At 54.3% G+C, this 24,320-nt stretch carries 18 protein-coding genes and 1 tRNA gene; 6 read left to right on the plus strand and 13 right to left on the minus strand.

The genetic code is table 11. The features are described 5' to 3' along the window. The first annotated feature begins 32 nt into the window (after positions 1-32). The 6 genes from FRD01_RS07040 (at position 33) to FRD01_RS07060 (ending at position 8,973) form a co-directional block, all read left to right on the plus strand. Positions 33-2,330, plus strand: coding sequence for an AAA family ATPase (locus FRD01_RS07040; protein WP_146958685.1), 2,298 nt, complete (start codon positions 33-35; stop codon positions 2,328-2,330). Positions 2,331-2,392: 62 nt separating this feature from the next. Then, positions 2,393-2,863, plus strand: coding sequence for a Fur family transcriptional regulator (locus FRD01_RS07045; RefSeq protein WP_249756084.1), 471 nt, complete (start codon positions 2,393-2,395; stop codon positions 2,861-2,863). Between the two features lie 154 nt (positions 2,864-3,017). Next, positions 3,018-4,196, plus strand: a complete 1,179-nt coding sequence (locus FRD01_RS07050) for an Mrp/NBP35 family ATP-binding protein (RefSeq protein WP_146958687.1) — start codon at positions 3,018-3,020, stop codon at positions 4,194-4,196. A 258-nt stretch (positions 4,197-4,454) separates the two neighbouring features. Continuing rightward, positions 4,455-4,616 carry a hypothetical protein gene (locus FRD01_RS24245; protein ID WP_249756085.1) on the plus strand — a complete coding sequence of 54 codons (162 nt, stop codon included), beginning with the start codon at positions 4,455-4,457 and terminating at the stop codon, positions 4,614-4,616. A 20-nt stretch (positions 4,617-4,636) separates the two neighbouring features. Continuing rightward, complete coding sequence (locus FRD01_RS07055) at positions 4,637-6,082, plus strand: patatin-like phospholipase family protein (RefSeq protein ID WP_146958688.1); 1,446 nt, start codon at positions 4,637-4,639, stop codon at positions 6,080-6,082. Continuing rightward, on the plus strand, positions 6,082-8,973 hold the full coding sequence (locus FRD01_RS07060) for an FAD-binding and (Fe-S)-binding domain-containing protein (RefSeq protein ID WP_146958689.1): 2,892 nt from the start codon (positions 6,082-6,084) through the stop codon (positions 8,971-8,973). The genes FRD01_RS07055 and FRD01_RS07060 overlap by 1 nt, the downstream gene beginning before the upstream one ends. Positions 8,974-9,041: 68 nt before the next feature. Here FRD01_RS07060 and rplI read toward each other — a convergent pair whose 3' ends face one another. The 13 genes from rplI to FRD01_RS07125 all read right to left on the minus strand — a co-directional run bounded on the left by rplI (position 9,042) and on the right by FRD01_RS07125 (position 24,317). Further along, the gene (gene rplI / locus FRD01_RS07065; RefSeq protein WP_146958690.1) at positions 9,042-9,485 is read right to left on the minus strand and encodes a 50S ribosomal protein L9; all 444 of its coding nucleotides are present in this window, start codon (positions 9,483-9,485) and stop codon (positions 9,042-9,044) included. 1 nt (position 9,486) lies between these two features. After that, positions 9,487-9,882, minus strand: coding sequence for a 30S ribosomal protein S6 (rpsF, locus tag FRD01_RS07070; protein WP_249756086.1), 396 nt, complete (start codon positions 9,880-9,882; stop codon positions 9,487-9,489). Positions 9,883-9,941: 59 nt separating this feature from the next. Beyond that, positions 9,942-12,239, minus strand: coding sequence for a sodium-translocating pyrophosphatase (locus FRD01_RS07075; RefSeq protein WP_430700858.1), 2,298 nt, complete (start codon positions 12,237-12,239; stop codon positions 9,942-9,944). A gap of 52 nt (positions 12,240-12,291) precedes the next feature. Beyond that, on the minus strand, positions 12,292-12,858 hold the full coding sequence (gene pth / locus FRD01_RS07080) for an aminoacyl-tRNA hydrolase (RefSeq protein WP_146958693.1): 567 nt from the start codon (positions 12,856-12,858) through the stop codon (positions 12,292-12,294). 18 nt (positions 12,859-12,876) lie between these two features. Beyond that, on the minus strand, positions 12,877-13,464 hold the full coding sequence (locus FRD01_RS07085; RefSeq protein ID WP_249756088.1) for a 50S ribosomal protein L25: 588 nt from the start codon (positions 13,462-13,464) through the stop codon (positions 12,877-12,879). A gap of 40 nt (positions 13,465-13,504) precedes the next feature. Continuing rightward, on the minus strand, positions 13,505-14,461 hold the full coding sequence (locus FRD01_RS07090) for a ribose-phosphate pyrophosphokinase (RefSeq protein WP_146958695.1): 957 nt from the start codon (positions 14,459-14,461) through the stop codon (positions 13,505-13,507). Between the two features lie 72 nt (positions 14,462-14,533). Beyond that, positions 14,534-14,605 (minus strand) — tRNA-Gln (locus tag FRD01_RS07095). A gap of 69 nt (positions 14,606-14,674) precedes the next feature. Further along, complete coding sequence (locus FRD01_RS07100; protein WP_146958696.1) at positions 14,675-15,499, minus strand: hypothetical protein; 825 nt, start codon at positions 15,497-15,499, stop codon at positions 14,675-14,677. 60 nt (positions 15,500-15,559) lie between these two features. Continuing rightward, complete coding sequence (locus tag FRD01_RS07105; protein WP_146958697.1) at positions 15,560-16,543, minus strand: hypothetical protein; 984 nt, start codon at positions 16,541-16,543, stop codon at positions 15,560-15,562. A 43-nt stretch (positions 16,544-16,586) separates the two neighbouring features. After that, on the minus strand, positions 16,587-17,792 hold the full coding sequence (locus FRD01_RS07110) for a hypothetical protein (protein WP_146958698.1): 1,206 nt from the start codon (positions 17,790-17,792) through the stop codon (positions 16,587-16,589). 81 nt (positions 17,793-17,873) lie between these two features. Beyond that, the gene (locus FRD01_RS07115) at positions 17,874-20,579 is read right to left on the minus strand and encodes a DUF4397 domain-containing protein (protein ID WP_146958699.1); all 2,706 of its coding nucleotides are present in this window, start codon (positions 20,577-20,579) and stop codon (positions 17,874-17,876) included. Positions 20,580-20,710: 131 nt separating this feature from the next. After that, entirely contained in the window at positions 20,711-22,564 is a 1,854-nt protein-coding gene (locus FRD01_RS07120; protein WP_146958700.1) for a hypothetical protein, read from the minus strand. Positions 22,565-22,697: 133 nt separating this feature from the next. Next, positions 22,698-24,317 carry a S1 RNA-binding domain-containing protein gene (locus tag FRD01_RS07125; protein ID WP_249756089.1) on the minus strand — a complete coding sequence of 540 codons (1,620 nt, stop codon included), beginning with the start codon at positions 24,315-24,317 and terminating at the stop codon, positions 22,698-22,700. Positions 24,318-24,320: the final 3 nt, after the last annotated feature.

Raw genomic sequence — 24,320 nt, forward strand, 5'->3', positions numbered from 1 at the left:
TCAAGCCTGCTCGGGAAGTATTGCTGCTCGCGATGGCCAAACAACTCCGCACAATTGATATTCTGGTCGATAAGACCGAACATTTCGTCTACGCGCAGACACTCTTCGACTCTGACTACGCCGCCATTGCAGCCACTGAAAAGGAAGCCATCGAGCAGCTTGGCCGCCTCCTCGAGTCCCTACTCGAAGTGGACCCGGGGATGGGCGCCGTGGACACCGAATACATCTCGCGAAATATCAAGGTTGAGATTCCCGCTGCAACAGGCTCGCGGCTCGTAAATCTTGAGCTCAATCTATTTGCGGTCTGTGAGCCCCTTACTTCGGGATACAAGGTCTGGCTGCCACAACTTCAGCTTAGATACCGCGTCGAATCACTAGAAGAGCTCGAGCATGTCAGCGCAGAATGGGTTCGTGACGCCTTTCCGATGGATCGCCGAGCAAACTACCTGCAACGATTCACGCATCCGCTTTCAGCTGGCAACGAGCGCGGCTCGAGAATCAAAGCTGAAAAATTGGAGATTCGCTTCAGGCCAAACAAGCCAAAGAACACCGAGGACGAACTCAGTACGCCGACGTTGAGTACAGTGGGTGAACTCTTGAACCCTCGGATGTTAAAGCGTGACGCCCCACGGGCTTACGAACGAAGAGCTGAAGTTCAAACCGTTCTCGATTACCTATCTGAGTCGCAGGAGCGAAGCGTACTTCTAACCGGACCACAAGGGGCCGGAAAGACCGCGGTAACCTATGAGGTGGCGTACCGAATCGCCAAAGGCGAGGCCCCTGAACGGCTGCAAAACGTGCCGATTTGGCAGATCAGCGGCGGCCGACTTCTGGCCGGAATGCGTTTTCTCGGACAATGGCAAGAGCGTGTTCTTGCGCTCCTCGAAGAAGTCAAAGAAGTAGGCGCTATCCTATTCGCCGAAAACCTGATCGAACTCCTGGAAACTTCGGGAAATGACAAGCATTCTCAAGGTATTCCAGGCATGCTCCTGCCACATATGCTCTCTGGTGATCTTGTGATCATCACGGAAGCTCGACCGGAACAGATCGCCCGCGCTGAGCAAAGCCACCCGGGCTTCTTGAGGGCACTCAGACGCCTTTCGATCGACCCGCTGCAGCCCAGCGCCTGCGACAAAGTCCTAGATCGACTCAGCTATCGACTCGGTCGGCAATATGGCGTTCGACTCACCTCCGAGACACGCGAGCAAGTCCTTGAGCTCGTGGGCCGATTCAAAGGCGTTGCGGCGCTCCCTGGTCCCGCTGTGGACCTCGCAGAGCGCATGGCCCGAACCAACGCCAAACCCGGAATCGTGGATGAAGACGGCGAAAGACCGGCTCTGACGCCTTCCCACGCCATCGACGCCTACGCCTCGATGACAGGGTTACCACGCCCACTGATCGACCCCAAGACGCCGTTTCAGCGACAAGACGTCATCACTCATTTTGATCGCGCGGTGTTTGACCAACCCGAAGGCATCCAGGCGATGGTCGAACTCGTCACTACGATGAGGGCTGGGCTCAATAGTCCAGAAAGACCGCTCGGGAGCTTCCTCTTCCTCGGACCCACGGGTGTCGGAAAGACACAAACAGCGCTCACACTCGCCCAATACCTCTTTGGGAACAAAGACCGGCTCATTCGATTTGATATGTCAGAATATCAAGATGCGTGGTCGGCAGGCCGACTTGTTGGGCGCTATCAGGGTGAACAGGGCGAGCTCGTCAGACGAGTACGGGAGCAACCGTTTTCGGTGATTCTCTTGGATGAAATCGAAAAGGCGCACTCGAACGTCTTCGACTTCCTCCTTCAAGCCCTCGGGGAAGGCAGACTCACAGACGGAATTGGCCAAACAGTGACCCTCACGAGCGCGGTCATCATCATGACCTCCAACCTGGGTGCGGGTGGACCAAGCTCGTTGGGATTCGGACAACGCTCTAGTGAGGTCAAACGAAACGCAGAAGTGGCCCACTACACGTCCGCGGTTGAGAATTACTTTCGACCTGAGTTTGTGGGGCGAATCGATAAGATCATTCCGTTCCGCTCCCTCTCTCAACGCACCGCGAGGAGATTGGTTGAAAAGGCGCTCGAAGAAGCGTTTGCGCGAGAAGGCTTGGTGCGCAGAAGGCTCCAAGTTCGGGCTTCCGACGATCTCATTGAACATCTGATTACGATCGGTTTTGACGAGAAATACGGTGCACGACCTTTGAGGCAAACCGTCGAAAATCTAGTGACCACGCCGCTCGCTAAATTTCTGGCTGCAAACGTCAATATCCAAAACACCGCGCTCATCATGGACCTCAAAGACAATGTGGTTGCAGTGAGCAGCGTTTGACTTTCCCTTGTCGCCCAAACTTCGCTGGTTTAGAGTCCGAATCCTTGCAGGAGTGAATGGCCGTGAGTGCAAATCCAAATGAAGAACAAGTCGCGGATGCGATGTCGTCATTTCACGAGCGCCTTCAAGAGGCCGGACTGAAATCCACAAAGCAGCGAGACATCATCGTCGAGACGTTTTTCCGCCTCGACAAGCATATCAGCGCCGAAGAACTCCTCGACGAGGTTCGCCAGGAACAGCCTAAGATCGGTTATGCAACGGTCTACAGAACCCTGAAACTCCTCGTAGAACAGAACTTTGCCCTCCCTAAAAACTTTGGCGACGGTCAAACCCGCTACGACCCCATCCACGATCAAGATCCGAATCACGACCACCTCATCTGCGTGGACTGCAGGCGAATCATCGAATTTAACGACGAGATACTCGCCGCGCGAATGACTGAAGTCGCCCAAGACTTGGGTTTTTCACTTCGTCGAAAGAAGATCGAACTTTATGCAGAATGCACGAAAAAGGTCTGCGAGTTCCGACAATAGCCCATCGTTACGCCGCTTAATCGCTGAGGGGTTCATGATCTTGCGCATTGTTTGTTCATTCTTTCAATGCTATGCGAATCCCGCGTAAAGACTAGAGCATCAAAAACTCGACAAAAATGTATACAAAAGAGTTCTCCTGAACCCAGGTTCCAAAATGAAAGACGATTTTACACTCAAAGGTGATGTGATTGCGGCGCTAGAATCCATCGAAGATTCGGCCAAAGGTAAGAACATCGTCGATGCACACATGGTTGAAGCCGTTCAAGTCTCCGCTGGCGTTGTCGACCTGACCATCATCATCGAAAAGGACCGAAGCAAGGACGAGCGTTTCGCCCTTGAAGACAAGATCTACGATGCCGTTGAGGCGGTAGACGGCGTTCGCGAGGTCAAAGTCAAACTCATGTCTCCGGAGGCTATCAAGCGTGAGGCGTCAGGCGAACCTGCGCCGAAACAGGCGACTCCTACCCCAGCAGCTGCACCACCTGCCCAATCAGCATCTATACCCGCATCTGCACCCATCGAAGGGGTTGGGAAGGTTATCGCAGTGGCTAGTGGTAAAGGCGGCGTTGGAAAGTCCACGGTTGCTGTCAATCTTGCGCTCGCCCTTCAAAAGAACGGATTCCGAGTTGGCCTTCTAGATGTAGATATCTACGGCCCTTCACTTCCGACACTCCTTGGACTCGCCGGTAGACCGGCTGTGCGGGAGCGACGAATCGTACCGCTTGAGGCTGATGGTTTACGCGTGATGAGCCTTGGGTTCCTCATGGAAGATGACACGCCTGTGATCTGGAGAGGACCCATCGTTACGGGGATCATCCGGCAGTTCTTGAGGGACGTGGATTGGAGTGGTCTCGACTACTTGATCGTGGATATGCCTCCTGGCACGGGTGATGCGCAGCTTGCTCTGGCGCAAACGGTCCCAGTCGACGGGGCGGTAATCGTCACGACGCCATCCGACCTCGCTCTCATTGACGCTGCCCGTGGCCTTCAGATGTTCAAGACTTTGAACATTGACGTAATCGGAATAGTGGAAAACATGTCTTACTTTGTTTGCCCGTCTTGCCAGAGCACGCATCATATCTTCGGCAAGGAAACGGTTGAGGCCGAGGCAAAGAGACTGGAGACCAAACTTCTCGGGGGAATTCCTCTTGATATGGCAGTGCGTAAGGGTGGCGACGAAGGCCGTCCTGTGGTCATCGCTGAACCAGAGTCTCCAGTGACCAAGGCATTCCTCGAGCTTGCGGAAGCGATCGCTGACGCGGTGCCGCTCGATGCACCGTCAGGTGACGATACGCCGAAAAAGAAGGGACTTTTCTCCTTCCTCAAAAGTTAATTCCGTTTTTTGAGTATTCTTTCTTGAGTGTTTGGAGATCACGCCCTACAATCAATTTAGGAAACATCCCCAAAACGCGAGTCATGAGGCATGGCCAAAAGAGGTCGACCAAAAAGTCGTACACAGAGCGTAGTAATCTCCGTGCGCGTAGATCAGGGAGTTCTGGAAGAAATTGATCGTTTGCTTCAATTTCGATTCAGAGCTCCTATCGGCCGAGAAACATACCTTCGTATGATTCTCTACGGTGACGAACCCCCTGTGAGTTACACCGTCGAAAAAGGAAACCTGGTCCGCTTGGACTTCAGGCTTCCCGATAACAGCGCAATGGAGATCGCCGACCGAGTCGGTGATGGCAACCGCTCCGAGCATATCCGTCGTATTCTCCTCGGTCTCGAGGACCCATTGCGACCACCCACTTGACCCGCACCCGGCGCTAAAGTGTGAGTCGTTTCGGCAGACATTTTGTCCGAATACGGGAGCTCAAAGCCTGTGAAAGGCGGCTGATCAAACTGCTCGTTGAGCGGCCTGGTGCGCTGCATCACAGGCATGAAGCGCTCTTTCGCTACGCGCTATCCCTTGCACAAACCAACCTCTTTCGAGACCCGGAAGGTCAAGATATCGTGCTCGCTGACGATGTTGATGACTTGCGCACGTGGATGCTTGAACACGTCGCCCCACTCATACCGGAAGGGACGGAACCTAAGATCGACCTACTCAGGCAAGTCGCCCCACTTCTCGCGATTCGCTGTGACGTCACGCGCCAACATGTCCTGCAAAGACACGCACTAGCCTTTGGCCCCGAACACCTCGATTCAGAGATGCGCCAAAAGAAGCTCGCCCTCGTCCTCGGCGGCGGCGGCGGCTCCGGGCTTGTTCATCTCGGGGTCTTCTCAATGCTCAACGAAATGGGAGTGACGCCAGAACTTATCGTGGGGAGCTCCATGGGAAGCATCATGGGACTCCTTCGTGCCATGGAAAAGAGCTACGACCCGGTCAATACCGTGCTCTCACTCCCCAGACATCTCGACCTAAACTCCATCTTCAGTCCCTTCTCGGGATATTCGAGATACGGGTTCCCAGGCGCCTTCCACCTCAACCTCCTCAGAGTTGGGCGTGAGATCTTCCAGAGCCTCGTCGGCTCGCCGATGCCTAGATTCAGCGAGCTTCCGATAAAGCTCGAAATCGTTGCCTGCGGCATCCGTAAAGGCTTTCAACTCGATTCCGCACGCTATGAGCAGATCGCCAAAGACGACCCGGGAATCAATCCAACTTCGATGCGAAAGAAGCTCAAGCTCTTTTTCGCTGCCGTACGTGACCTGACTAAGAATCCAAGACTCCTCTCACAGGTTGTTTTTGGGCGCGACAATGAGACTCGGGACTTTCCTGTCCTCGAGGCCATGGGCTTCTCCTGCGCGGTTCCCGGACTCCTTCACTACGATATTTTTCATGACGACCCCGACACGATCGAATCACTCGATTCGATTTTCGAGCGAGACCAACTCCTGCGTCTCTGCGACGGTGGCGTTGTGAACAACGTACCAAGCCAAGTCGCCTGGGATTCCGTTCAGTCAGGAACAATGGGTAGCCGAAACTCGTTTATCTTCGCGATCGACCCTTTTGCACCGGTCACGCGAGGCGCCAACATGATTTGGATTCCCGTTCAACAGATTGCTCGACCCACCGTCCTGAACAATCGCCCCTACTCTGATTACCACAAGACCTTCAAGCAGACCCCGAGCCCACTTCAGGTCGTGCTAACGAGTTACTCAAAACTCAAGGTCGTGGTAGATAGCTCCCGTGAACAACTCAAGAGTGATGAGCCCTACATCAAACGCGCTCTTGAGCCCCTGCCTCCTTACGGTACCTGGGAAATCGGTGAGTACTAATGGCGCTGAACCTAGCTGAACTTCTTGAAGCCGGACTCGACGTCCGAGCGGACTCGTTGCACCAAAAGCTCTACGCACAGGATGCCTCGGTTTACGAGCACCAACCTCTTGGTGTGGCCTTCCCGAGAACTGCGGATGAGCTCGTCAACCTCGTAGCGCTTGCCAATGAGGCGCGCATTCCTCTGGTTCCTCGGGCGGCGGGAACGTCCTTGGCTGGTCAGGCAACGGGCCCTGGTCTCGTGGTAGATACCGGTCGTCATATGACCAGGATTCTCGAGCTCAACCGAGAAGAGGGATGGGTTCGCGTGGAGCCAGGGGTCATACTTGACGAGCTAAATCGTTATCTCAGCCCTTTTGATCTTTTCTTTGGTCCGGACACGTCGACGTCCAATCGATGCATGATCGGCGGAATGATCGGCAACAACTCGTGTGGGTCCCATTCCATCCTCTATGGAAACACCATGGCACACGTCCTCGAGCTCGAAGTGGTCTTCGCCGATGGCACTCGGGAAGTCTTGAAAGACTGGAGTGACGACGAATTGCTGCATCACTCCAAGCGTCAAGACGCACTTGGTGCGGGGCTCAGGGAACTACTCAGCATTGAGGATACTCACCGAGAGGAAATCGAGGCTAATTATCCGCCGCGCGCCCTTGTGCGCAGAAACACTGGCTATCCGCTCGATGATTTTATCTGGCGCACTCCTAAGAACCTCGGGCGTTTTTTGTGTGGCACAGAAGGAACACTGGCTTTCACGGTTTCGGCAAAACTCAATTTGGTAGCGAAGCCGAAACACAAGATTTTGGTTTGCGCACAATTCCACGACCTAATCGAGTCTCTGGAAGCCACGGTGTTGGCGGTTTCCCACAATCCCGCAGCCGTGGAGCTCATCGATCGCCGAATCTTGGAGCAGACTAAGTCCCACCTCGAGCACCAACACAATCGCTTCTTTGTTGAGGGTGACCCTGATGCCGTGCTCGTCATCGAGTTCTATCGAGACACCGTGGCAGAAGCCGAAGAAGCAGCCGCGCGGTTAATCGAATCACTCCAAGAAAAAGGCATGGGATATGCTTGGCCAATCGTCAGGACACCGGACGACAAACGCGTCTGGGAGCTCCGGAAGGCGGGGCTCGGCCTCCTGATGGGCGTCCCCGGAGATACCAAGGCCGTTTCTGTGGTCGAAGACACAGCTGTGCCCGTTGAAAACCTCCCGGCCTACGTCAAAGAGTTTCAGCGCTTGATGGAGAAGTACGAGACTCAAAGCGTCTATCATGCGCACGCTTCTGTGGGAGAATTGCACCTACGCCCTGAACTCAATCTAAAGGACTTGCAAGACGTCCAGAAGTTTAAGGATATCGCGAGAGAGACCGCTCTACTCGTCAAGTCTTTCAGGGGCTCGCTCAGCGGGGAACATGGTGACGGACGGGTCCGATCCCCCTTGATTCGCGAGTTTTTTGGTGACGAAGTCTATGAACTTCATCAACGGGTAAAGAGCGCATTCGATCCAAACAACATCCTAAATCCTGGGATTATTGTTAACGCTCATCCGATCGACCATCATTTCAGAGTAGAGCCTGGCTCCACTCCCCCCGATCTGGAAGCCACCTTCTTTGATTGGTCCTCGGATCTTGGGTTTATGCGAGCGTTGGAGAAGTGCAATGGTGCCGGCGCGTGTCGAAAGCTCCCCGAAGCGGGAGGAACGATGTGCCCGTCCTACATGGCGACTCTTGACGAAAAAGACTCCACAAGGGGACGAGCCAACATCTTCCGACAAGTCTTCCTGAATCAACCAGCGAGCTGGATGACCGACGAAGACCTCGCGGAGGCCCTGGACCTCTGCCTTTCGTGCAAAGCCTGCAAGAGTGAATGCCCGGCAAGTGTGGATATGGCGAGGATGAAAGCTGAGTTTTCCCAACACCGTGCCGATGCTGGCTCACAAGGCCTACGTTCAAAGTTCTTCGGAAATTACACCGCTCTATCCAAGCTCGGCGCCCTCCTTCCTGGATTATCCAATGCAGGTCTGAAGTTTGGACCGGCACGACAAGTCATGAACCACGTACTGAAGATTGCGCCCGAGCGCTCAATCCCAGAATTTGGGCTCGAGAGAGCCTCGACCTGGCTAAAGCGTCGAGCCCCGGCCGCACACAAACGTTCTGTCTGGCTCTTCGTCGACCCGTTCACCGAGTTCAACGACCCTCATCTCGCCAAGGAAGCAACGCTTTGTTTGGAAGCTCTAGGGTTTCGCGTAGACCTTCTGCCAATTGAAGACGACGGACGCACCTTCATTTCAAAAGGAATGCTGCGTCAAGCCAAGGCGCTGACGAATCAAAACCTGCAAACGCTCCGACCACTTCTAGAACAAAGTCCTCAAAAGAAGATTGTAGGAATCGAGCCAAGCGCCCTTTTAACACTTCGCGACGAAACACCAGACCTCGCTGATAGAGAGCTGAAGCCGGTCGCACATGATCTGGCGAAGCGTGCCCTACTCTTCGATGAATTCATTTCTGAAATCATCGACGCTGGCGACTTCCCTGACCTCGATCATATGGGAGAGAAAGTCGTCTTTCATGGCCATTGCCACCAAAAGGCACTCTCAGACCTCTCTCACACGATCAAACTCCTGAGGCTGAGCGGCTACGACGTAGAAGTTCTGAAGACCGGATGTTGCGGAATGGCCGGCTCGTTCGGGTACGAAGCTGAACATTACGAACTCTCCATGAAGATCGGAGAACTCACCCTCTTCCCAGCACTGCGCCAAACGGACGCTAGCACCTGGATCGTCGCAACTGGCACCTCGTGCCGTCATCAAATCAAAGACGGCGTCTCACGCGATTCTGTACATCCTGTGCAGCTTCTAAGCCGAGCATTGCGCCTGAATTCGTCGGAACCTTGATTCTCTGAGCTCAAGAAACAAAAAAGGCAGGTGAAACACCTGCCTTTACTTCGTTGAGAGTAGACCTCTTAGAGAGCTACAACCCAAACCTTAACGTGGGCTTGGATACCGCTCGCGAGCTTAACTGGAACACTGTAGATTCCAAGCTCCGAGATTGGTCGATCCAGGTCAACCTGTCGACGGTCGACTTTGTGACCTTGCTGCGTGAGCACATCAGCCACTTCGCGAGACGTTACCGAACCGAAGAGTTTGTCTTCGTCGCCAGCACGCTTTGGAATGGTGATAGAAACGCCATCGATCTCGCCAAGAAGTTTGCGGGCTTCTGCCTGCTGAACTGCCTTTGCTTTCTCGATTTCAGCGAGTTGGTGCTCGAGCTGCTTCTTATTTCCCATCGTGGCGAGTACCGCCATACCTTTGGGGATTAGAAAGTTTCTACCGTAGCCAGCAGCCACTTTGACAACTTCGCCCATCTCACCAAGGTTCTTCACGTCTTCTTTAAGGATGACTTCCATCTCACTCCTCCTCGCCCATCAGGACATCGTGAACTTCTTCCTCAACACCGCGAGCGAGACGCTCTTCTGGAATGAGGTCTTCCTGCAATTTAACCGTGAGGAACTTCAACACGGGATCGAGAATGCGCAAGTTACGCTCGATCTCGGCTACCGTCGTCGCTGGTGCGAGGAAGCGGTAGTACTGGTAGTGACCACGCTCGTGGTACGAAGCATCCGTGCGGTCACGAACTTCGTACGCCAAGCGGCGAAGGCCCCAATCATCAAAGCGAAGCATGTGTCCGCCTGTGTTCTCGATGACACCTTCAACACGCTCGCGTGTCTTGGTCACATCTTCGGGGCTCACACCAGGGCGCAAGATATAAACTGTTTCGTATTCTCTTTGTCTTTCAACTGCCACTTTTAACCTCGTGGACACTGGCCCCCACCGTTTGTGGGAGCGAGGTAATCAACCTAAAATTACTGAACTTTTGCCGACTCTTCTTGAGCCGGGGCGGCAGGTTCTGCCTCAACTACGGGTGCTTTGTCAATAGCTGCAGCCAATTCTTCCGTTTCCACCACAACTTCCTGAGCTGCGGTTGCAGCTGGAGCAGCGGTCTCAACTGCGTCAAGCGCGATGACCGGAGCAAGTACCAATGCCACAACACTCATCAGTTTAAGAAGAATGTTGAGAGCCGGACCAGCCGTATCTTTGAACGGGTCGCCCACGGTGTCACCGTTAACCGCTGCTTTGTGAGCTTCACTGCCCTTTCCGCCGTGATGTCCACCTTCGATGTACTTCTTAGCGTTGTCCCATGCACCACCGGCGTTGGACATGAAGATTGCCATCGCGACGCCCGAAGTTGTCACACCGGCAAGCAATCCACCGAGCATATTGGCGTCGTAGAAACCAACCACAACCGGAACGATGATCGCCATGAGTCCTGGTGCAACCATTTCTTTAAGAGCCGCCTCAGTTGAGATGCTCACACATTTTGCGTACTCACCTTTAGCGGTTCCTTCCAACAAACCCGGGATCTCGCGGAACTGACGTCGAACTTCTTCGATCATCGCGCCAGCGGAACGGCCCACTGCCTGCATAGCCATAGCCGAGAAGATGAAGGGCATCACAGCACCGATGAACACACCTACCATAACGGTTGGGTTCAAGAGATTGATGCCCTGCGTCATGTTCGCTTGCTGAGTGAACGCGGTGAAGAGTGCGAGTGCGGTCAAAGCAGCCGAACCAATGGCGAAGCCTTTTCCGATAGCGGCAGTGGTATTACCCACCGAGTCGAGCTTGTCAGTACGACCACGAACTTCCTTTGGAAGATGGCTCATTTCAGCGATACCGCCAGCGTTGTCGGCAATCGGGCCGAACGCGTCAACAGCGAGCTGGATACCAGTGGTTGCGAGCATGCCGAGAGCCGCGAGCGCGATACCATAGAGACCGGAAGTTTGGTACGAAACCAAGATTGCAATTGCGATCAACCCAACAGGAATTGCTGTAGACTTCATACCGAGACCCAAACCAGCAATGATGTTTGGTGCAGTTCCCATCTCACTTTCTTTTGCAATCTCTTGGACCGGCTTGAAGTGGTCGCTTGTGTAGTACTCGGTCACGAAGCCGATCAGGGTTCCCGCAACAAGACCTGCAAGTGTTGCCCAGAATGGACCCATTTGTGTGTAGTGCTCGCCCGTTACGAGCGTGATTCCTTCAGCAGGAAGCATCAGATTGACAAGAATACCCGTGCCGATTGCGGCAGTAATCGCTGCACCCACCGTGCCGGTGTGAAGCGCCTTTGCGGGATTTCCGTCTTCGCTCACTCTTACGAAGAAAGTGAAAACGATGGAGACGATGATGCCCATGGAAGCGATCATCATTGGAAGCATGATCGGATTGACATTGCCTTCAGACATCGCCCAGGGAATCGCCAGAACCATGGCACCGATGATGGAGCCTACGTAGGATTCGAAAAGGTCAGCGCCCATACCAGCCACGTCACCCACGTTGTCACCAACGTTGTCTGCAATGGTGGCAGGGTTACGCGGGTCGTCCTCGGGAATTCCGGCTTCAACTTTACCCACGAGGTCGGCACCAACGTCGGCAGCTTTGGTGTAGATACCACCACCAACACGAGCGAAGAGAGCGATCGAACTTGCGCCGAGGCTGAACCCAGTCAAAACGCTAAGAAGCTGCGTCATCACGAAGCCATCTTGAGCCATTCTGGTTGGCTCGGTGAACATCGTCATCATGTCGATGCCGAGAACTTTCGTGTAAATCACGAGAAGCGAGCCAAGGCCCAAAAGCCCAAGGCCCACAACGTTCATTCCCATCACGACGCCGCCCGAGAACGACACCTTAAGAGCCTGTGACAAGCCTGTTCGGGCAGCATTCGTGGTTCGAACGTTGGCGAGAGTCGCCACTTTCATACCGAACCAACCTGCAAAGCCTGAGCACACGGCTCCGACTACGAACGAGAGCGAGACCAACATCATCGTGGTCGCGTTGAAGATGCCACCTGTGTTGGTCGAGAGGGCCTCTGGAGCCTGGCTCATGTAGATACCAGCGAGTGCAACGGCAACAACCACCACAAAAATACTGAGCCACTTGTACTCACGTCGAAGGAACGCCATGGCTCCCTCTTGGATGTACCCGGCAATTTCAGCCATCTCTGCGGTACCTACCTCTTGCGAGGCGACCCATTTGGCTCGCATGAATGCGAACACCAAAGCGATCAAGCCCGCCACGGGAACGATCAATGTTAAATCCACGATTTTCTCCAGTTAAGAAATTATCTTTGTTGTCGTCGGTGCACGTGCACCGCGTTTATCTACCGTTAAACTGATTCTGCGCCGCACTCGCGCCATCTGCCAAAATGGCTTCCAACGCGTCACAAGCCGTGTCCAACTCAATCAAGAGTTCGTCGGTATCTGCCGCTGGAAACGGACTGAGTACCCAGTCCGTCACACTTCCCTTCTCGGGGCGACCGATGCCCATACGAACACGAATAAAGTCGTTTTGGCCCGTCTGAGCGATGATATCCCGGAGGCCATTGTGCCCTCCGTGTCCACCACCGATCTTTATCCGGACAACGCCAAATGGAAGGTCAAGTTCATCGTGAACCACAATGACGTTTGGCATCTCTATGTCGAAAAAACTCCGAGCCGCAGCTACGGACTTTCCCGAGAGATTCATAAACGTTTGCGGCTGCAAGAGATGTACTTTCTCGCCCCGGCAAATGCCCGACGCGTATCGACCATGAAATTTCTGCTGTGTCAACGCAATACCGAGGCGATCGACAAATCTGTCGATCACTAAAAACCCGATATTGTGGCGGGTTAACTCGTACTTTGGCCCCGGATTACCGAGGCCCGCCAGCAGATAGGAACTCACGCCTGAGATCTCCCAGGATTAGCCCTTGCCTTTCGCAGCAGCTCCACGAGGGACGGCAATTTGATAGACAGCGAAATCGGCCTTGTAGCCAGGCTCAACACCTTCTGGCAACTCCAGCTCGCTCGCCAAAAACACAGCGCCCAAACCGAGGTCCGAGATATCGTGAGTAAGCTTCTCAGGAATGTCGTCAGGACGAGCCATCAGCTCAACTTGAGGACGAACCGCGCGAAGCTTTCCACCCTCACGCTCACCACGTGAACGGCCGGTGGTCTCCACTGGGACGGTAACTTTGACCTTTTTGTTCGGGTCAACCACCACAAAATCAGCGTGGACGAGGTCGCGCTTGATTGGGTCGATTTGGTATTCTTTCACCATGACGTAGTCAAAGCTTGAACCACCCTCGATCTCCAAACGGAAAACGATGTTTCGACGACGTGGACCCGTAAGGAGCTTGTAAAGCGCGTCTGGATCGGCAACCACCGAGATGGTCTCGGAATTCATTCCGTAGCAAACTGCTGGCAATTGACCAGCTGCGCGAAGCTTACGAGCGACGCCTTTGCCACTCTCGGTGCGTCCGGTGACGCTAAATGTTGGTTTTGTACTCATTCTTTCCTCCATATGACTTCGAAAGACGCGAAGCCATATATCAACCGTTCGATAATTTAAATAGCGAACTTACAGAATCACCACCGTGGACACGTCGAATTGCCTCACCAAAGAGGTCTCCGACACTACATATCTGTATTTTTTCACAGCCTCTGGCTGCTTCGCTCAAAGGAATTGAGTCCGTGACGAAAACGCGTTTCAGCACAGAATTAGAGATCCGTTCGATCGCAGGGCCGCTCAACACGGGATGGGACGCTGCTGCATAAACCTCAGAGGCACCGTGCTCCAGAACAGCGGCAGCCGCCTGAGTGAGTGTCCCTGCTGTATCGATCATATCGTCTACGATGATCGCGTGTTTGTCTTTCACGTCACCGATAAGATGCATGGCGTGAGCCACACCTGGTGCGCTGCGACGCTTGTCCACGATCGCCAACGGACATCTGAAGACGTTTGAGTAATGGCGCGCGCGCTCCACCCCTCCAGCGTCCGGCGAAACAAACACGAGTTTGTCAGACGGAATCTCGAGAGAGCGCAACGAGTGAATGAGAACCGGACTCGCGTAGATATTGTCTACTGGCTTCGTAAAGAAACCCTGAATCTGGCTCGCGTGGAGGTCCATCGTGATCACACGCGAAAAACCGGCCGCCTGAATCAAGTCAGCAATCAGCTTCGCAGTGATGGGCGTTCGAGGCTTTGCCTGCCTATCTTGGCGCGCATAGCCAAAGTAGGGGATCACAGCAGTGATCTCGTCAGCTGATGCACGCCGAAGCGCGTCACCCATAACGAGGAGCTCCATCAAATTATCATTCACGGGCCAAGAGAGCGTCTGGATCAGGTAGGTTTGACGATGGCGGACGCTGGTCTGAATTTCGACCTGAATCTCACCGTCAGCAAAACGCCCGACCATCGCATCGCTCATGTTCAAACCCAGATAGCTCGCAATGGCGGAGCTGAGTGCGGGATTTGAGTTTCCCGCAAAAAGCATCATATCACTCATGACAAAGCCTCTGGGTGAGAACAAAAACGCAGGCGCTACCTTTCGGTAAGCCTGCGTGATGGCGAGAGCCAACAGGGGTGCTAGGATTCGAACCTAGGAATGCCGGTACCAAAAACCGGTGCCTTACCACTTGGCGACACCCCTACACTCGAAGAGGTACATCTCCGAGGCGGGCGACTGTCTATCACCCGTCAAAATACGTGTCAAGCAACTTTAGAAACAAGCGCCCCATCCAAGTGATTCTCCCGACGAATTGCGCATAATCTGGCATGTCGTGGACTCGGGACACGTGTCGACTTCTTCATCTGGATTGCAAATTTGTTTGCAAGTTAAATCACTTGCGCCCGTCCCGGCACAACGGAAACCTTCATTGCACTCGTTTGAATTTTCGCACGTCACGCCAGGTTCGGCTTCCGGATCAAAGATCCCACACCGAGTTCCATTGTCCGTGGAGTAACATTCGCGATCGGCCGGGCAAGAATCGGGGAAGAACGTACACTCATTGGTGGCCAGAAAACATATTCCAACACGACTCTCTCGCCCGAACGGACGACACGTGTAGTCCGGCGCACATTGGGGCTGGGCATCCGATCCCGTGCGACAATACTCAACGCAGACGCTCTCGCCACCTTCTGGGGCGAGGCAAGTCAACCCTGCCCTACAATCCGAATCGGCTTCACACGGCGTGTCTTGAATGCCTGCACCCGCATCCACGCAAGATACTTCAAATCCCTCTGCGTTTTCCTCAGTGACGCAGGCCTCACCGGAATCACAACCCCTCTGACAAAGGGGATCGCAGACACCAATCTCGGGATCGAGGAGATCACAATCCGGAAGTGGCCCGGTGGTGTTGTTCGTTTGAGTAGCCGACTGATTGGTCGACGGTAGTGTGGCGTTATTGGACGTGTTCGTCTGAGTATTGTTCGTATTGGTCTGATTATTCGTCCCAACCGACATATTGTTCGTACTGGCGGGAGGAGCTGTATCGTCTCCGCACGCCACAAGCAGACTCACGATGGCAAGGTAGATCCAACGCATAAAAAAATCTCATCTCTTGAAGGAGATGAGATCTTAGCGTCAAAACTTATGGCGCTCAACTTACATTCCCATCAAGCAGGCACCGAACGGCAATGCACCATTAGGCCCTTGGAGGGTAGTACATTGCTCACCTTCCGCGCACTGGTCAGTGGAGCCAGTTTCGCAGAAATTGCGGCACGTGGTTGAACCTTGCGGTCCTACGCAGCCTTGACCATCGTTACATTCGTTTGGACCTGCACACGCAGCACCGACAGTTGCATCCGCCTTAAAATCGATGCAACGCAATCCCACTTGTGTGAGATAGCAATTCTGTCCCTCAGCACAGCTATCATTCGGGAACTGTGTACATTCGTCTTCCGGAGTCTCACAGATCCCGGCGCTTCCGTCTTGAGTAATTGGTGCGCAGACATCGCCTGTGGCGCAGGAGGGCTCTCCACCCGACGGACGGCAGAATTTGATACATGTACCAGTCGTTGCACCCTGAGCGGTAGGCACACACATCATGCCCACTTCGCAAAGGTTCGCACCGCTGCACTCCTCACCTTCACCCGCTGTGCCAGTTCCTACGCAACCGGTCTGAGGTGCCGATGCGGTACCACCAGTGATGGCGCAAGATTGACCGGCTGCGCATCCAGTCTGACAAACTACGTCGCAGGCCCCAGCGAGTGTCGAAGGCACACACTCGTCTGGATTGTTATTCGTGTTGTTCGGATCAACAGTCGTGTTGTTGTTCGTGTTGTTCGGATCAACGGTCGTATTGTTGTTCGTATTGTTCGGATCAACAGTCGTGTTGTTGTTGTTGGTATTGTTCTGGTTGTTCGGGTTTCCAGTTGTCGAGACGCAATAACCACTGGTGCACATCTCTCCGGCACCACACACACCTGCGTTGCATGGGGAGAGACATTGTGCGGGGCTTGCGCCAACTTGCACGAGGTCTTGACCAGCTGGGCACGATGAATCTTTCGAATCATCGCCACACGCACCAAGAATCATTACGCACGAAAGTGCAAACACGCTACTCAACCTTAAAACTGACTTTTTCATCTTTTCTCCTGACCAGGCTTGGTTCATCCAATCGAACCGATTATTACTCGCAATAGTTATCTACACACATTGCCGTACATGGGGTCGTACCATTACAACAATCTTGTACTTCATTTCCAGCACTACATGGGATTCGGCAAAGGCCCGCGTCTGGCCCTGAATCAATGCACTCAAACTCGCCGCACGAATCTGCATCAAGTGGATCGCACTCTGGTAAGCAAAGCCCGAGTCCAGCAGGACCCACATAGGGGTCACAGAGGGCGGCTGGGGTCAAACCGCTGCAATCATTGCCACCAGGCCTGCAATAGGGAATGCAAAACGCTTGTCCCTCCCCAAAGTCTTGGCACAACGTGCGGTCGCCACACCAACTTCCCGCCGGGGAACAAGACTGAAACGCCGCTCTTGGTGGACTCGTCAACGTGTTTGTGCAAAGCGCCTGTCGCTCGGTGACGAGTTCGCCACAAGCCTGCTGTGCACCACAGCTACCGACTTGGAAGGGGTCACATAGTCTCCGGCATACTCCCGCAGTGCTTGACCCGTCCGTATCGCAGAAGAATCCCTGCCCGCATTGATTATTGGAAGAGGTGCAGGCCGAACCCTCAGGCAAGTTTCCTCCCGGAAAGCAGAGGCCGAAATCATCGAGGAATTCGAGACAGGTTTGGGCGCCACACTCGGCTGTCGAGGTACACTCAGACTCGACACAATAGTTCGCATCACTGGTCGAGTTGACGGCGAGGCAGAATTGGCCGGCGCCACAACTCGAACGACTGCCTCTCTCTTCGCAAGATTGAAAGCATCGTCCTTCATTCGAACCGCTCTCAACAAGACACAAGAACCCTTCTGGTTGTGCCCCCTGACATCGGTCGCCAACTTGTGTGCAAGCCGGAAACTTACAGCCATTTTCGGTGCAAACTTGTGGTGCCACGCAGGTGGGCGAACAAGCGCTTTCACAAACCCCGGCCACGCAAGTTTCGTTGGGTCCGCACTCCGGAGAGCACGTTTCGCTCAAGTCGGGCTCCAGATCTGGTTCTCCGCCTTCGTCTGGCAAAGTTTCCATGTCAGGTTCCGGCTCAACCCCTTCATCGGGGACAGAAAAATCCGGAGCGCTTCCAAGGTCCGGCGAGATGCAGATTCCGTCTACACATTGCCCGGGAAAGCACTCTGCGTCTTCCACACACTGGACTTCGGGAGCCTCGGCCGTCGCGCAACCAAAGAGCACCAATGCAAAAAGCAACCCGAATCCACGCATACATTCACTCCTATGTCATGAAATGTAGGGCGGTGATTGAACACGGTTCCCACCAGAATGTCAAATGAGGTGCATCAAGACTCATCGCGGGTCGCGACAAACCCCCAGATCGGCCACCAGAGCCGCACATTCCATTCCGGCCGGGCACGTCGACTGCGAGAGGACTCCGTTCGAATCCGGTCCTTCGTACTCGCAGAACCTGAAACAAAGATTTCCCGCCGGATCCGCGACGCAAATCGAATCTTGGCCACACGCCTCGCCAGGGCGCGTACAGGGAGCTCCCGGCAATGCAGACTCCACGACCGGCGCACAATGCCCGACATCCGCGCTATAGGGGTAGTTGAAGAGACACGTCTCTCCGTTTGCACACCCAGTGCCCGAGAACGGATCACAACGCAACGTACACGTCGGAACCAATCCTTGCGCCCCCACATATGGCGAAAGCAACGAGAACAAGAAGTCCGTCTGTGCCGAGCGCGGATAGAGACACTCGGCCTGAGGCACACAATCGGCTCCCGAGCACATCTCTCCGGGCGCTATCAGTCCAGAAGCGGAACAATACGTCGGCTCATCGCGTACCGAAGGCTCGGAAGCACCCACGGTTTCCAAGACAAGAGAGGCACTAGGCAGACACGAATTCTGTCCCGTTGGGCAGCTCGCATCACCGAACATTTCTGACTCGCACGCAACAGCGCATTCCCCAGCGATAAGTTCGTCGTCAATCAATTTGCATTCGCGTCCAGCCTCGCACCCAAAAGTGCCATCGGTGGCGCATAGGCTATGACACACGCCTCTTAACTGAGGGTCGAAGTCCGGCGCCGCGTTCCCGTATTCCTGGCAATAAAGGCCTCGTTGGCATTGAGCGATACCGAACGGGTTACACTGACTTCCCTCAACTTTTGAGCCGATCGGAGCGCAAATATCTTTCCACTCAGCCGTGTCGTCCAAGAAGACGGGGGCGCATCCCATCCCCTCTCCCTGACAAGTCTCCGCGTTGAGGTAAGACTCCGACGACTCGCAAGTTTGCTGACAAAACCCGAAAACATCATTCCCCAAAGAAGAGCAAATGAACCTATCGCCACCGGTTGGCTCAAGAGGCGCAGGTATTGGCAAATTTACGATTTCGAGAGCAGCACTATCGAGGGCGTCCAATGTGCCGCTCACGTAGTTTGCGTCTCCAGCCGTTAAGCCGAGTTCCGATATAATCAGCGCGGAGAACCTCGTCCTTTCGGCACCCGCCTCGAATACCAACACGTCACCTTCGAATGCCGAAGCCTCTACGCTCACCCCGGGCTCGAGCCCCTCAACGAAGAGAGTTTGGTTTTGGTCATTGGGTTCTTCTCCACTCGGTACCCCGACAAGATCGAGTGGCCCAAGATCTGTGGAGGCATGAATCACGGATACCGATCCCAGGGCGAACTCCCTCGCTCGCACTTCTGGCTCAGACCCAGCCGCCAGAATCTCAATCTCATAAGTGCCTCCGCTCTCGGCATCGAAGACGAACTCGGCGAGCGGGACGTCGGTGGAAGGGCCTCCTGCTGGTCTTAACGCGAGCGTCGTTCTTCCAGGTTCGATCTCAAACACGCCATCATTGAACTGGCTTCTCGGTTCGAGTTGGCCTGCCAGAGAGTCGCCCACATAAACGTCAAACTCCTCCAGATCGGTCGCGAGGTGTGCCAAAACAATACCTGCCGGGTCTACGGGCGGATTGGGACAGCGCGAATCTCTCAAGGCTTGCGTGGTTGGACTCACTGAACCATCGGCCTCCGCCGGTGCGTCACGAATATCACAAATCGGATGGCATCGAGCCTCGCCGGCCAGACCCTGTGCTACATTTGGCTCCTGAAGCACCACGCAGAACGTCCCGTCCTCGCATTGAGACGCGCCTGGCTCACATCGCGAAAAGGCGGGCAAATTACCCGACGGTACACAAAGCCCAAGATCCGCTGCCACTGGTTGGCAAGATTGGCCTTCGCCACACTCACCCTGGCTAAATGGCTCACACTGCTCCCCGCAGAAACCTGTATCCGGGCCTGCGATCGATTCCTCAGCCAGTAGACAATCACCACTTGCGCAAGAGCTATTCTGGTCGCAGAGGGCACGGCAGATACCACCCAAACACCCAAGACCAGGCGAACATAGGTTGGAGATATTTCCAGATATCAAGGCCTGATCGAGTGCAGAACAAGACTCCCCTTCAGTGCGAGGTCCTGCCGCGAAACAATAGGACGCGTCGTTCCCAGCGTTGGCGCAGATGGCGCCGTTCGGAAAGTTTGGATCTCCTTCATAGAGTGCGCGACACGTATCCAATCCTGCGATTGGCCCCTCACACTCTGAAGGCTGGCAAATGGTGTCTCTGCAGGCACCAAACTGACACGCTTGATTCGCCCCGCACTCATCGTTGGAGGTGCAAGCCGGGTCGAGACTTGACTCCACAAAGAAGCAGAGTGAACCACCTGCACATTCTCCGGCCTGACATTGTTCGTAACAGGAAGCCGAGACACCGTCGAAGCTTAGACATAGGAATCCGTCATTTGTCTCAAATCTCGGATCACAAGCTTCTTGAGGAGCCTGACACTGTATGGGAGGCGTTGTGCACGCGCCGTCAACACAGGCCAGTCCTGCGGGACAACCACCTGGGCATTCCCCTGCATTGACGCAGAGCCCAGATTCGGCGTTGCAAACGCTTCCCTCTGGACAGCCCCCCGGACAATCATCATCGCAGCCGGAACAACCGCTGAAAACTAACAAGAAGAAGAGGCCCACTATACTGATTAAAACGCGCACGACTTTCCTTTCTTTGGAATCGTTGCATCCTACTCAGAATTCAGCCTCAGATCACGCAACACGTGGTTCTCCAAGAAAAAAGGCAAAAAAAAGCCCGGCAGAGCCGGGCTTGTGGTTCGGACTAGTATTTACTAACCCGCACACACTCCATATTCACCAATAGAGAGATCGATCACCTCCATTGTCATGGGGTCTTGGAATGAAGTCAAACACTGGCTCGTTCCTGGACATCCACTGGTTTCTCCCTCCGCTGGGTTTGGATTGCAGAGCATATAGCAGCCCGTTTCGCCAGAATCGAACTGGATACAGAAGCCTCGATCAGCACAAGCAGTGTCTGGCGTCTCACAAGCACCGAAAGGCTGGGTCGTAGGCTGGGCCTGTCCTCGCTCCAAGCAGAAGCCATAACCAAGCGTTGGATTCAAAAGGTCGGCTACGCAATGCTCGTCGGCTGCGCAATCATCTCCAAACGGATCGCACAACATACGGCACTGGGCTGGCGCTTCGAGGTCTGCATTTGTACCTGTACCGACGTTGACGATATTGGTGCACAAGGAGCCTGGAGCACACGTGTTCGAGAAGATATCGTCACATGCTTCCCCATTTGCAACTGTTCCAGACTGTGAGCAAATCGGTACATCTGCAGGGAAACAAGTTTGAAGGCCGGCTGGGCAAGAGGTGTCGCTAAATCCACTTGGATCGCAAGGCTCACCACAGACCCCGAGCTCGTCGAGAACTGGTTGGCAAACCTCTGTTCCAGAACATGCCAAGAGGGGGTTGGTATCTGCATCGCGAAGATCGCAGTATGCTCGGCAGACACCCGCGGTTCCGTCGCCTGCAGCCTCACAGAATGCGCCTTCAACGCAATCTACAGAATCAGCTTGTGGGTCACATGCTTCACCAACAAGTTTGGTACCAGCGGCGTCGAAGAAACAAACATTCTCGCCACGAGCAGGGCGGCAATGGAACTCACCCGCACACGTGTTCTGGCCGTAGTCATCCAGGCCACATCCTGCCAGGCAAACACCGTCGTTGGTCGGCGAGGCATCAAATGCTTCAAGGCAAAACCCGTCGCATGATGACTCCACACCCGTTCCACAGCGCGGCATACAGGTGCCTGTCGTTGCACCTGCTTCAAAAGTCACACAAGTCGAGCCTTCACTACATTGTGCCGTCATTGCGGTCGCAGAACACTCTTCGTACGCAGGAATGTCGCCAGCATCAATACAGAAGCCGTCTTCTTCAAGAATCGGGAAGCAGCCCTGACCTGTTGGACATTGGCCGGTGCTGTATGAATCACAGCCGACAACACAGGCGCCTACGTTTGCATCGAGGAAATCAGGGTCGGTATCGCCGAAGCATCGCTCACCCTCGCCGTCGCAACCCGCATCGTTGCTGCAGATTGGAGCGCAGATATCGTTGAGGCAGATATTCCCTGCTTCACACTGACTGTCGCTTGTACATGCAGCGCCTTCAGCGACGGTGCCTGCAGGCAGGCAGAGGAATGAATTGTTCACAGCGCCAATGCAAGTTGCGCCGTTCTCGAAGTTGAACGCGTCACACGAAGTTGTGTCGTTCCAACCGTTACATTGTGAAACCGCACAGAATGTTGGCCCACCGTTTCTGGCAGCGAGACACGCCTGGCCGGATGGGCAAGGGTACTGTGCACCTTCGGCAGGTGGAGTACATGCTTGTGAGCATTTTGCGCCATCCCCAAGGTCTTCACAAACAAAACCAGCCCGAGTTGGGTCACCCACCGTACACGTTTCACCGACAGCATTACACTGTGTTCCGGTCACCGTGGTTTCGTTGTTGGTTGGACCCGTTGTAGTAGGCGTGGTTTCGTTGTTCGTCTCGTTGTTGGTTTCCGTGGTGTTGTTGTTGGTCGGATTAGTCGTGTTGTTCCCCTTATCTCCACCGTCGTCACCACAGGCAACGGCGAGAGAGAGGCAAAACAAAACGCCCACATTTCTCAAATTTCTAAACATGTACTCTCCTGTCATCATATCTCTTACACTGAGAAGGCGCGCACAGTAGAAAAAAGTCGAAACTGTGTCAATCACATTGCCGAAATGTCACAAATGCGCGGGATTATTGATTCTGGCTAGGGAAGGAAGATGTCTACTCTTCAGTCTTTTGCTCAAGGCGATCGCGTAGAAGATCACCGAGCGCCATGGCAGATTCTTCCTTATATTCGGTCATTTCGGACACATCACCGAGGGAGTCGCGCTTCAAGGAAAGCCCGATACGTTGCCCCTCTCGGTCAAAACTAAGCACAAGAGGTTTTACGGTATCGCCGGGCTTGACCACCTCTGTCACACGTTGAACTCGCTCTTCACGGAGCTCCGAGATGTGAATCAAGCCTTCGATTCCAGGGATGATATCGACGAACGCGCCAAAATCAGTAGTCCGTGACACCGTGACTTCGATCTTCTCTCCGGGAACGGCGATCTTGGCGGCCTGCTCCCAGGGGTCCTCGCTCAATTGCTTGAGCCCAAGGGCAAGCCTTCCTTGCTCTACGTCTACCTCAAGCACTACCGCCTCGACCTCTTGGCCGAGCTCGAGCACTTCCTCGGGTTTGACGACTTTCTTCGTCCAAGAGAAGTCAGAAATATGAATAAGGCCGTCTACACCGCTCGCTACTTCAACAAACGCGCCGAAGTCGGTGAAGTTCACAACCTTCCCGGTAACTCTAGACCCAGCAGGGTGCTCCACAGCGAAAACCTCCCATGGATTCGGGAGGTTCCGCTTTATGCTCAAACTCAGGCGTCTTTGGTTTTGGTCGATACCAATGATTTGAACCTTCACTTCATCGCCCACATTCAAGACATCAGAGGCGTTTTGCACTCGGTCCCAAGAAATCTCGGTCACGTGGACGAGCCCTTCCACATTATCTCCGATCGCCACGAACGCACCAAAATCAACCAGGCTCGTGACTTTTCCTTCGAGGATATCTCCCTCAGTAAATCCGTCGATCGAGGTCTCCCACGGGTCATCTTGGAGCTGCTTATGTCCAAGTCCTATGCGCCCTCGCTCTTCATCCACATCGAGCACCACAACACGCACTCGGTCTCCGACCTGCATGAAGTCCGAAGGTCGCCCAACGCGTCCCCAACTCATATTGTCACGGTGAAGGAGGCCTTGCACACCAGCGCCAATCTCTACAAAAGCGCCATAACGTGTGACGGTGTGAACCACTCCGTCAAACTGCTGGCCTGGGCTTAGCTCTTCGAGAAGCTTCTTCTTCTCGTCTTCGAGGCTCTCTTCCAACAAGGCACGTCGGCTCAGTACAAGGTCGGCATCCTTTTCATTGAACTCGATGACCTTAAAGGGCATTCGACATCCAATGAGAGGAGTCGCATCTTCGACGCGATACCGGTCGATCTGGCTCATCGGCACGAACCCACGAACACCAACATCCACACTCAAGCCACCACGATTGACACTGAGGACTGTCCCCTCAACGACGGCACCCTCTTGGGCCCATCGCTTCAATTCTTCCCAGAGGCCAAGAGACTTTGCCTTGCGCCACGAAGCTTCCCAATACTCAGGCGTTTGGGACTCCACCAGTACTTCGATCGACTCACCCTCTGCGGGTTCTACGAGAAACTCGTCAGCTTCTACAAAGGCTGGAACATCGGAGCCGATATCAAAAAGGAACCCGTATTCGTTCTTTCCACTCAAGGTGGCGGTGACGATGGTATTCTCGAGATTCTCGCTAGCAACTTGGACATCATTCATTTT

It is taken from the genome of Microvenator marinus (assembly GCF_007993755.1).
Classification (GTDB): Bacteria; Myxococcota_A; Bradymonadia; order Bradymonadales; family Bradymonadaceae; genus Allomicrovenator; species Allomicrovenator marinus.